The following is an 11,723-nucleotide window of genomic DNA, read 5'->3' on the forward strand; positions in this document are numbered from 1 at the left end:
AAGTGTCTTCGACCGGTGAGTCTTTTCCTGTGGGTCAGGCGTCTAACAGTGTGTGATAATCTGTGATTCGCTGGAGAAGTGCGCCTTCGTGGTACGGTCCTCGCACGGCCGTTAACCTTGCGCCCGCGGTCTTTGATACCGCACCAATGCTTCCCTGCTCAGATTCATCGCATCCATAAAGGGAGTCGTGTCTGCGCCCGCACCCTGGCGCACCGCCTCTCGTGCACATTTTTTCGGATTGGAGCCAAATACCCGTGGCCGAAGAGATCGATAAGTACGAAGAAGACGTAGACCGGATGATTGATACCGGTAAGGAAAAAGGCTACCTCACATACGGTGAGGTGAACGACCTGATTCCGGAAGGCATCACCAGCGCGGACGACCTGGATGACCTGCTGACGACCATCAACACGCAGGGCATCGACGTGTTGAACGGCGATGACAAGTTTGATGGTGGCCGTGACAAATACGGCGAAGAGTCCGAAGAGAATGACGACGTCGAGCTTGATCTGACGCCCGGTCAACTCGAGAAGACCAATGACCCCGTCCGCATGTACCTGCGTGAGATGGGCACCGTTCCGCTGCTGACGCGCGAAGGTGAAGTCGAAATCGCCAAGCGCATTGAGCGTGGACAGCTCCGCGTCATGAAGGCGATCTCGCGTTCGTCGATCGTTATCCGCGAGATCACCGCACTGGGCGAAGACCTGAAGCGCGGCGTTCGTAACGTGAAGGAAGTCGTCACGTTCGACGAGGATGAGCTGACGGAAGACGTTCTGGCCGCACGCGTCAAGCAGACGGTCAAGCGCATCGATGCGCTCGTCAAGCACCAGGCCGAGGCCCAGTCCGCAATGGACAAGCTGGCCGAAGGCAAGGCGAAGACACAGAAGGAGCAGCGCAAGCTGCGCTGGATGGCCGGACGCGAACGCGTCAAGGTCACGCGCATCGTCCGCGAACTGAAGTACACCAACGCGGAGAAGAAGCGCCTGCTCGACAAGGTCAACAAGACCGTCGACAGCATGCGCACGCTTGAGCGCCAGATGAAGAACCTCGACATCAAGTTTGAGGCCTCCAAGTCAGAAGAGCTCAAGAAGGAATACCGCCGCCAGCAGAAGAACTGCAAGGTCGATCTTGATCGCCTGGAAGCGGAAGCCGGCCTCACCACCGAGATCCTCAAGCGCACACAGCGCGAGATGGTCCAGGGTGACATGGATGCAGAGCGCGCCAAGCGTGAGCTGATCGAGGCCAACCTGCGCCTCGTCGTCTCCATCGCGAAGAAGTACACCAACCGCGGCCTGCAGTTCCTCGACCTGATTCAGGAAGGCAACATCGGCCTGATGAAGGCCGTCGACAAGTTCGAGTATCGCCGCGGCTATAAGTTCTCAACGTACGCAACGTGGTGGATCCGCCAGGCGATCACGCGCGCCATCGCCGATCAGGCCCGCACCATCCGTATCCCGGTGCACATGATCGAGACGATCAACAAGCTCATCCGTACCAGCCGTCAGCTGGTGCAGGAGCTTGGCCGCGAAGCGAGCTCGGAAGAGATCGCAAAGCGTATGGATATCCCCGTTGCGAAGGTCCGCAAGGTCCTCAAAATCGCACAGGAGCCCATCTCGCTCGAGACGCCCATCGGTGAAGAGGAAGATTCGCACCTTGGCGACTTCATCGAAGATCGCATGGCCGTGTCGCCCTCAGACGCCGTGATCGCGGTCAACCTGAAGGAGTACACCAGCCAGGTTCTACGCACCCTGACGCCGCGTGAAGAGCGCGTCATCAAGATGCGTTTCGGCCTGGAAGACGGTAGCGAACACACGCTGGAAGAGGTAGGTCAGAGCTTCCAGGTAACGCGTGAGCGCATCCGCCAGATCGAGGCAAAGGCACTCCGCAAGCTCCGTCACCCCAGCCGCAGCCGCAAGCTGAAGGCGTTCGTCGACGGTGTCAAGGAATACTAAGCCACACCGGAACAAGAGCAAGGGCCGCGAGCAATCGCGGCCCTTCTTCGTTACTTCCGGTTGACCGCACCGGTAGACCAAAGAGCCCACGCGACCAGCGCGGGCTGGAAGAACAACCGCACCAACCGCTTCTGATCTGTATCGAGCCCGAACGCGCTGCGACGGTGCTGGTACTGCGCGATGTTGCCCGGGAAGATCGCCGTGAAGAACCCACCGGCGGCGCTACCCACCAGTTGCCGGTATTCTTCCGGCGCCAGCAGCAGGGCGGCGCCCAGCGTGATCTCACCCACGCCCGACAGCAGCACCACATCATCCACATCCATCGGGATCCACGGCGGCACCTGCGCCTTGAAGGGCTTGCGCGCGAAGGTAAGGTGTGACGTTCCGGCGAACATCAGCGTCAGGCCAAGGCCGATACGCGCGGCATCCTGCAGTGGGCTCGTTTTGGATCGACCAAATGAAAAAAGCTTCGGCATAGGGCAAAGACTCCTTCCGTCCTAAGATGCACATCGCCCGGCCGCGCCCTCTGCAAAGACCGCCCCACCTGACATATGCTTCAGGGGAGACTTTTTGGAGGCACCCCGACCCATGCCACTCACGCGACGCAACTTCCTTCAGCTTGGTGCTGCGGCCACCGCCGCGGCGGCGCTGCCCTTGTCCTTCGCCGACCCGCTGGGCATGCCCATCGGCTGCCAGACCTACCCCATCAAGGACATGATCAAGGCCGACTTTCCCGGCGCGTTGAAGTGGGTGCAGGCTGCCGGCTTCAAGACCATCGAACTCTGTTCGCCCTTCGCCTACCCGGACTTCCTCGCACTCGGCAAGTACAAGCCGCAGGAACTCCGCGGCATGCTCGCCGACCATGGCATCACCTGCATCAGCGCGCACTTTGTTCCCACCGAGCTCTACCAGCACGGCGACGAACGCATCGCCTACGCCAAAGAGTTTGGCATGACGCAGATGGCCGTAGCAGCCCTTGGCCCCTTCAAGCTCACCGGCAAAGAAAGCACCGACGACGTCAAGCGCTACACGGACCAGTTCAATGCCTTCGCCGTGAAGGCGCACGCCGCCGGCATCACGGCCGTTCTGCACAATGAAGGCTTCGTCTCGGCCCGCATTGACGGCAAGCCCGTCTATGACATGATGATCGCGCAGCTCGACCCCACCAACGTGAAGCTGCAGTTCCAGGTCTCAAGCATGCAGGCCGGCTACGATGCCGTCACCTACTTCAACCGCTACAAGGGCCGCTTCATCTCCATGCACTGCCAGGACTGGGTCGTTGGACCCGACGGCAAGACGAAGCAGGTCCCGCTCGGGAAGGGCGTCGTCGACTGGAAGTCTGTCTTCGCTGCCGCCAAGGTCGGCGGCATCAAGAACTACTTCGTCGAACTGGAAGAAGATCCCGAACTGATGCCGCCCAGCGTCCCGTACCTGAAAGCATTGAAGGTCTGACGGACTTCCGGAAGCAATCACTTCGAGCGGCAACACATCTCTACGGACGATCCAGCGGGCCGCACCTTCAAGGTGTGGCCCGTTTGCTGTGCGGTTCCCGTTCGATCTGCGCAAAGGCTTTGGGCGTGATCTCAAATCTGTTGAAGAAATCCCACGCAGCGTTGTTAGCTCCACAAATTTGAGTCTAGAATTGGCCGCCCTCAGCAGCAGGCCCGCTTGCGTTACCAAGGAGCCTGCCCGGGGAAGAACGTGATGTGCCTTTTTGGAGGGGTCTGTGACTCAAGAAAAGTTCGTTCAGCGGATGCGGTATTACTTTGCAGGAGCAGCGTACACAATGCTTCTGGGTGCCGGTGCAACGGCGACTCTCATTCATCCGGGCAGGATGTATGCGCAGGCTGTCAGCGGCTCGCTGCTTGGCACGGTGCAGGACAAGACGGGAGCGGCCGTTCCCAACGTCCGGGTCATCATCACGGAGAAAGCCACCAACATCTCCCACGAAGCCCAGACAAATACCAGCGGCAACTACAGCTTCCAAAATCTTTCGCCCGGCACGTATTCCGTCACGGTGGAGTTGACGGGCTTCCAGCGCGAGACACGCCCGGCAGTCGATGTTCTGATCAACAACACCACCCGCACGGACTTCGACCTGAATCCCGGCAATGTCTCCGAGACCATCGAAGTCACAGACCGTCTCCCGATGCTTCAGACGGATCGCGCCGACGTCTCCACCAAGATTGAGCAGCAGAGCGTCGAATCCCTTCCGATGGGCGTCAACCGCAACTTCCAGTCCCTGCTGAATCTTGTGCCCGGCACCACGCCGGCCAGCTTCCAGCATTCGCAGTTCTTCAACGCCGGCTCCACCCTGCAGACACAGGTCAACGGCCTGCCGCGCATGGGCAATGCGTACAACATCGAAGGCATCGACGATGGCATGCGCACGGGCCTGCTGCAGATCCTGATCCCTCCTGCCGACGCCATCGCATCCGTAGAAGTCTCGACCAACAACTTCCAGGTAGAGCTTGGTCGCGCGATTGGCGCCGTCACCAACGTCACCTTGAAGTCCGGCGCCAATAAGTTCCACGGCTCCGCGAGCGAATACCTGCAGAACAGCTACTTCAACGCTCGCTCCTACTTCGCTGCGGCAGCAGGCAAGGTGGTTTACAACTACTACGGCGGCAACATCAGCGGCCCCATCATCAAGGACAAGCTCTTCTTCTACGGCGACTACTTCCGCACCGCAGATCACGAGCGCACATCGAACACGCTGACGATCCCCTTCCCCAAGTACTACACGCCCAACAGCGCGGGCTTCATTGACCTGAGCGATCTGCCCACGCAGGTGTATGACCCCAACACCGGCGACCGTGTGACCGGCGCCGGCCGCACCCCGTTTGCCGGAAACCTGATTCCCATCGGCCGCGTCAACGCCACTTCGCTGAAGCTGCTGCAGGCGCTGCCCAGGCCGAACCAGAACCTGAACACGCTCGGTGCGCCCAGCAACAACTTCTTCGTCAACTCGCCCTTCTTCAAGGACGCGAACACCTATGACGGCAAGATCGACTACCAGGTCACGCCCAAGGATCACCTGAGCCTGCGGTACAGTCAGCAGATTTACTCGCTCTACCAGGCGCCGTCCTTCTCCAGCTTCCTTGGCGGCCCCGGCAACGGCGGCGGCTTCGCTGGCACAGGCCACCAGAATGCGTTCTCCACCGGCCTGAACTTCGATCATGCCTTCTCGTCGACGCTGCTCACCGAGATTCGTGTGGGCGTGGCCCACTACCGCAACACATCCCAGCCCGCTGACTATGGCGTAAGCGATGCCACCACTGCGGGCGCGCCCGGTGTCAACGTAGACCAGTTGACCAGCGGCCAGCTCGGCATCAATATCGGCACGTTCTCGTCCGGCCCATTCATCGGGTACTCGCCCTCGATGCCCTGGATCCGCGCGGAAGCCAACATCGACTTCGTGAACAACTGGACCAAGATCATCGGAAACCACACGGTGCGATTCGGTGTGGATATCCGCCGTGTCCGGGACGAACTTCTGCAGGGACAAACGTACAGCCCCCGCGGCGTGACCACCTTCGGCCAGAACCAGACCAGCACTCCCGGCGCGAAGACCGGAGCCGCGAACGATATCGCATCCATGCTGCTGGACGTTCCCAGCGGCGTCGGCCGCGATCTCTTCACCTACTTCCCAGCCTTCCGCCAGTGGTGGTACTTCGGCTTCGTTGGGGACAAGTGGCAGGTCACCCCGAAGCTAACGCTCGACCTCGGCGTCCGCTGGGAGTTCTACCAGCCGGCCACACCGGCAAAGGCAGGCGGCTTCTCCGCCTATGACCCGGGCCCCAATCAGCTCCGTGTCGCCGGCATCGGTGCGAATCCTTCAGATCTTGGCTACAAAGCGCAGATGAACTACTGGGCGCCACGTACGGGCTTCGCCTATCGCGTAACCGACCAGACGGTTGTTCGTGGCGGCATCGGCATGGCCTACATGCCCTATGCGGATAACACGTGGCTCTACAACTACCCCGTTCGCGCAAACAACGCCTACACGTCCTGCGGCAGCGGCAGCAGCTTCCTGTCGGCGCAGTACACCTGCTCCGGCAACGTCAACTCGCAACCCGTAACCTTTCAGAGCGGCTTCCCCGCCCCGGTCCCGGTCGTGGTCCCGCCCTCGGGTGTCTACCAGATCGATGCTTCCAACAGCCTGCTGAATAACCAGACCTACATCTACATTCCGCAGGACTATCACAACCCCTACGTGTACTCCTACAACCTGTCGGTACAGCAGGCGCTGCCCGGCAACTTCTCTCTGTCGCTGGCGTACGTGGGCAATCACGGCGTCCGCATTGGAGCGGCCAATAACATCAACCTGCCCGACCGCCTGAACTGCGGCACTGCCTGCCAGCCGCTGCAGATCAAGTTCAACCACAGCGCTGCAGTCACGCAGCAGTTCATCGGCTTCTCCAGTAACTACAGTTCGTTGCAGGCCATACTGAGCCGCCGCTTCAGCAACGGCCTTTCCTCCAACAGCTCGTACACATGGGGCAAGGGTATGGGCTATCAGCAGGGCGACGACGGTGCCATCACCTTCTTCCAGGACCTGCGCCGCAACTACGCTCGCAATGACTTTGACCGCACCAGCAGCTTCTCGCAGTCCATCACCTACGAACTGCCAGTCGGCAAAGGGAAGAAGTTCCTGAATACAGGCTTCCTCGCGCAGGCGGTTGGCGGCTGGAAGGTCTCGGGGATTGTGCTGCTCTATACCGGCATTCCGTTCCAGGTTACCGCGAACGGTGGCACCATCAACACGGCCGGCTGGACGCAAACTGCGAACCTGGTTGCTCCGTACAAGACGACGAAAGGCATTGGAAACAACGCCCAGTGGTTTGATCCTGCTTCATTCGGTCAGCCCGTCGGCTGCACGGGCCAGGCCGCAACCCCCACAACCGCGCCCTGCCCCATCGTCAACGGCGTTAGCGTCGGCAACACGGGCCGCAACGCTTTCACGGGTCCTGGACTGTTTCAGAACAACGCTTCCATCTTCAAGACGTTCGGTCTGCCCAAGGAAGGCACCACCCTGGACGTTCGCATGGATGTCTTCCAGCTCACCAATACGCCGCAGTTTGCCAACCCTTCGAACTCCATCACCAGCCCGACCTTCGGTAAGGTGACGAGCACGACAGGCTCCGGTTCCGGTGTGAATGGCACCGGCGGCGGACGCTCCCTGCAACTGGCGGCAATCTTTAAGTTCTAAGATTCCTTCCACCAACCTCAAGGAGGGCCGCAGCTTCCAGGCTGCGGCCCTTTCTTTGTCCGACTCCAACTCACGCGCGCTGCGATAATAGCGGCTGTCCGCGACGCAAGCCCGAAACCCATTCGACGAACGAGAAGACATGCCCTTAGCAACGCCTGCGCCCCACATCATCGTGCCCAACTTCCTCACCACGGAAGAGCACGCAAGCCTGCTGCGCTGGACCCTGGAAAACCAGGCGTCCTTCGTACCGGCGCGCGTCTTTACCGGCATCGATGAAGACCGGCGACGTGCCCTGGTGTTGCCGGACATCGGACCATTCAAGATGCCCTTTGCCGCAGCCGCCGCAAAGCAATACAGGAGCTGGGTCGCACAGATGGGCCTGCCGCCCTTCGACCTCGCAGGCGTTGAGCTGGAGCTGGCCGCGCACAACGACGGCGCGCACTTCCACCGGCACCTGGACACGCAGACGGTCATGGGTGGCGACGGCAGCCACCGCGCGCTGAGTGCCGTCTACTACTTCCACCGTGAGCCGAAGCGATTTACCGGCGGCCAACTGCGCATCTACCCGCAGGGCAGCCACGATGACGAAGTCTTCGCAACCGTGGAACCGATGCAGAACACGCTGGCGGTCTTCCCCTCATGGGCTGCCCACCAGGTCATGCGCGTCGAGTGCCCCTCGCAGGACTTTGCAGACTCACGCTTTGCCGTGAACTGCTGGCTGCACGTACGCACCCGTCCCACGACGGAATCCCCGAAGCAATAGGCCCGGCAGCATCATAATTCGCTGTGGTCGCTAGCGGGCAGCTTCCTCCTCTATAGTTCTCCTGCCGGGGCCGTTCGCCTGGACACGTTCTGAACTGGTCCGGGAGGCCACGCACGCGATCCATGTCAACGCCCAGGCAAACCCGCGTGCGGTACCTGATCGTCTTCATGCTCTTCGTCGCCAGCTCCTTCAGTTATGGCGATCGTGTCGTGCTGTCGATCGTCGGCATCGCCCTCAGCAAACAATTGCACCTGGACCCCTCGCGGCTGGGCTGGCTGCTCTCCTCGTTCAGTTGGGCGTATGTCGTGGCTCAGCTTCCTGCCGGCGGCCTGCTCGATCGCTACGGATCCAAGCGCGTCTACGGCTACAGCATCATCGGCTGGTCCCTCTGCGGCATCCTTGCGGGCTTCACCGGCTACCTGCCTGCCGCCACTGCGTTCGCTGCCCTCTTCTTTATCCGGCTGCTCTCCGGCGCCGTGCAGGCTCCCATCTTCCCCGGCAATGGACGCATCGTCGCCGCATGGTTTCCATCGGCCGAGCGTGGTCGCGCCTCCGCCATCTTCAACTCGTCCCAGTACTTCGCTCTGGTCTTCTTCGGACCACTGATGGGCTGGGTGGTGACCCACTTCAACTGGCAGATGTGCTTCTGGCTGGGCGGCCTGATGAGCCTGGTGCTGAGCGCCGTCTGGTTTCGTACGGTCTACAGCGTCAAGGAACATCCCAGCATCAGCCAGTTGGAGATCAGCCACATTGAAGTGGGCGGCGGCCTTGCCGGCATGGACTACGGCGCCGCACGCAAGAGCCCGTCCACACTCACGTGGAAGGCAGTCAGGCTGCTCCTCAGCAGCCGCATGCTCGTCGGTATCTACATCGGCCAGTACTGCATCACGGCGCTGACGTGGTTCTTCCTTACATGGTTCCCCATCTACCTGAGCCAGGCGCGTCACATGTCCATGCTGAAGGTCGGCTTCGCAGCGTCGCTGCCAGCGCTGTGCGGCGTTGCAGGCGGCATCCTGGGCGGTGTCGTCAGCGACAAACTGCTGCGGCGCACCAGCAATCTCTCTATCGCGCGTAAGACGCCCATCGTTCTGGGCATGCTCTGTTCGTTGACGATGATTGGCTGCAACTACACCGACAACACCACGATCGTCATCGCGCTGATGGCGCTGGCATTCTTCGGCAAGGGCTTTGGCGCGCTGGGCTGGACGGTGATCTCGGACGCTGCACCGCGCAGCATGACCGGCCTCACCGGCAGTCTCTTCAACCTGTTCGGCAACACCGCCGGCATCCTTACGCCGCTCATCATCGGTTACATCGTCAAGCGCACGGGTTCGTTCAACCTGGCGCTGGTCTACGTGGGTTTCATGGCGCTCTGCGCCATCATCTCGTACCTTTTCATCGTGGGCGATATCCATCGCGCCGAGTTCACACAGGAACAGATCGAAGGCAGGGCATGATCTCCAACATCACCGGTGCGCCCGTCGTTACGGCCATGCGCGTTATCCCCGTCGCCGGGCAGGACAGCATGCTGCTGAACCTGAGCGGCGCGCACGCTCCCTTCTTCACGCGCAACCTCGTTCTGCTGACCGACAACGCAGGCAACACCGGCGTGGGCGAAGTGCCCGGCGGCGAGAAGATCCGGCAGGTGCTGCAAGAGGCCTCCACCCTCGTCATCGGCCAGTCCATCGCGGCCTACCGCAACGTGCTGCAATCGGTGCGCGCAGCTTTCGCCGACCGCGATGCCGGCGGTCGCGGCCTGCAGACCTTCGACCTGCGCATCACCATCCACGCGGTCACCGCGATTGAAGCGGCGATGCTCGACCTGCTGGGGCAGTTCGTCGATCTTCCCGTTGCAGCGCTGCTCGGCGACGGCCAGCAGCGCAAGTCGGTCGAGGTGCTCGGCTATCTCTTCTACATCGGCGACCGCACAAAGACGGACCTTCCCTACCCGAGCGAACCCGACGCTGAGGACGACTGGCTACGCCTGCGCAATGAAGAGGCGCTGACGCCTGAGAGCATCGTCCGCCTGGCCGAGGCCACGCACGATCGCTACGGCTTCAACGACTTCAAGCTGAAGGGCGGCGTGCTCGCCGGCGATGCCGAGATCGAAGCCGTCACCGCTCTCGCCGAGCGCTTTCCCGAAGCACGCATCACGCTCGACCCCAACGGCGCATGGTCGCTGCAGGAGGCGATCCGTCTCTGCAGCGGCAAGCACGACGTACTCGCCTACGCGGAAGACCCCTGCGGAGCCGAAGACGGCTTCAGCGGACGCGAGATCATGGCAGAGTTCCGCCGCGCTACGGGTCTGCCCACCGCAACCAACATGATCGCGACGGACTGGCGGCAGTTGCAGCACACACTGCAACTGCAGGCTGTCGACATTCCGCTGGCCGACCCGCACTTCTGGACGATGGAAGGCTCCGTACGTGTCGCGCAGATGTGCCAGATGTGGGGACTGACCTGGGGCTCACACTCGAACAACCACTTCGATGTCTCACTGGCCATGTTCACGCACGTCGCCGCCGCAGCGCCGGGCCGCACAACGGCCATCGACACGCACTGGATCTGGCAGGACGGCCAGAGGATCACGAAAGATCCCTTAAAGATCGAAGGCGGCATGCTGAGCGTTCCGGACAAACCCGGCCTCGGCATCGACATCGATATGCAGCAGGTCGAACTCGCGCACGACGTCTACAACAAACTGCCGGCAGGCGCGCGCAACGACGCCATGGCCATGCAGTACCTCATCCCGGGATGGACCTTCGATCCCAAACGGCCCTGCCTGCAGCGGTAGTTCAACACGGAGCGGCAACGCTGCTTCGGTACAGTGGTAACGCGTGCGCAGCCCGCACGATCTTGTGGACGGATATACATGGACCCAAAGACTCTCGCATCCACCATCGGCTCCGGCCTGCTCTCGTTCCCGGTCACGCACTTCACACCGGACGGCGAATTCAAGGAAGACTCGTACCGCAAGCACCTCGCCTGGCTCGACGCGCACAAACTCGCCGCGCTCTTCGCCGCAGGCGGCACCGGCGAGTACTTCTCGCTGACCCTGCCCGAGTACAGTCGCGTCGTCACCGCTGCCGTCGCCGAAACCGCGGGCAAGATGCCCATCCTGGCCGGCTGCGGCTACGGCACACGCACCGCCATCGAGTTCGCAAAGGCCGCCGAAACCGCCGGCGCACAGGGCATCCTGCTCTTCCCGCCATACCTCGTCAATCCCGATCAGGACGGCCTCTTCCGCCACGTAAAAGCCATCTGCGACTCCACCTCGCTCGGCGTCATCGTCTACAACCGCGACAACGCTATCGCCACCGACACCACCATCGCGCGCATGTGCGACGCCTGCCCCAACCTCGTCGGCTTCAAGGACGGCGTCGGCGACCTCGAACTCATGATGAAGATCTACCTGCGCATGGGCGATCGCCTGACCTACATCGGCGGCCTGCCCACCGCGGAGACCTTCGCGCTCAGCTACCTCGAAATGGGCGTAACGACGTACTCCTCCGCGATCTTCAACTTCCTGCCCAAATGGGCCACCGACTTCTACGCCGCAGTCCGCCGTCGCGACCACGCCTACATCGCAAAAGAGATGCGCGAGTTCGTCGTCCCGTACCTCGCCATCCGCGACCGCCGCAAGGGCTACGCCGTCTCCATCGTGAAGGCCGGCGTCCGCCTGATGGGCCACGACTGCGGCCCCGTCCGCACGCCGCTCAGCGACCTGACCGACGAAGAGATGACCCAGTTGAAAACCTTGATCGGCAGCCGCACGTAGATCGCAGTACGCTAATGG

General features: G+C 61.7%; 8 protein-coding genes. 7 read left to right on the top strand and 1 reads right to left on the bottom strand.

Annotated elements, in window-relative coordinates:
• Positions 1-254: 254 nt before the first annotated feature.
• Positions 255-1,952: an RNA polymerase sigma factor RpoD gene (gene rpoD, locus TERRO_RS20685; protein WP_014787669.1), complete on the top strand. Its 1,698-nt coding sequence runs from the start codon at positions 255-257 to the stop codon at positions 1,950-1,952.
• A 50-nt stretch (positions 1,953-2,002) separates the two neighbouring features.
• Here the strand turns inward: rpoD and TERRO_RS20690 are convergent, their stop codons facing one another.
• Positions 2,003-2,428 (bottom strand): DoxX family protein, encoded by a 426-nt coding sequence (locus tag TERRO_RS20690; protein ID WP_014787670.1) that lies wholly within the window; start codon positions 2,426-2,428, stop codon positions 2,003-2,005.
• Between the two features lie 112 nt (positions 2,429-2,540).
• Here TERRO_RS20690 and TERRO_RS20695 point away from each other — a divergent pair, with 112 nt between their 5' ends.
• The 6 genes from TERRO_RS20695 to kdgD all read left to right on the top strand — a co-directional run bounded on the left by TERRO_RS20695 (position 2,541) and on the right by kdgD (position 11,705).
• Complete coding sequence (locus tag TERRO_RS20695) at positions 2,541-3,404, top strand: sugar phosphate isomerase/epimerase family protein (protein WP_014787671.1); 864 nt, start codon at positions 2,541-2,543, stop codon at positions 3,402-3,404.
• 334 nt (positions 3,405-3,738) lie between these two features.
• Positions 3,739-7,164, top strand: coding sequence for an outer membrane beta-barrel protein (locus TERRO_RS20700; protein ID WP_014787672.1), 3,426 nt, complete (start codon positions 3,739-3,741; stop codon positions 7,162-7,164).
• 139 nt (positions 7,165-7,303) lie between these two features.
• On the top strand, positions 7,304-7,927 hold the full coding sequence (locus TERRO_RS20705) for a 2OG-Fe(II) oxygenase (protein WP_014787673.1): 624 nt from the start codon (positions 7,304-7,306) through the stop codon (positions 7,925-7,927).
• Positions 7,928-8,049: 122 nt separating this feature from the next.
• Positions 8,050-9,384 (top strand): MFS transporter, encoded by a 1,335-nt coding sequence (locus TERRO_RS20710; protein ID WP_014787674.1) that lies wholly within the window; start codon positions 8,050-8,052, stop codon positions 9,382-9,384.
• On the top strand, positions 9,381-10,721 hold the full coding sequence (gene gudD / locus TERRO_RS20715) for a glucarate dehydratase (RefSeq protein WP_014787675.1): 1,341 nt from the start codon (positions 9,381-9,383) through the stop codon (positions 10,719-10,721). The genes TERRO_RS20710 and gudD overlap by 4 nt, the downstream gene beginning before the upstream one ends.
• Positions 10,722-10,799: 78 nt before the next feature.
• Positions 10,800-11,705 carry a 5-dehydro-4-deoxyglucarate dehydratase gene (kdgD, locus tag TERRO_RS20720; RefSeq protein ID WP_014787676.1) on the top strand — a complete coding sequence of 302 codons (906 nt, stop codon included), beginning with the start codon at positions 10,800-10,802 and terminating at the stop codon, positions 11,703-11,705.
• Positions 11,706-11,723: the final 18 nt, after the last annotated feature.

It is taken from the genome of Terriglobus roseus DSM 18391 (assembly GCF_000265425.1).
GTDB classification, from domain to species: Bacteria; Acidobacteriota; Terriglobia; order Terriglobales; family Acidobacteriaceae; genus Terriglobus; species Terriglobus roseus.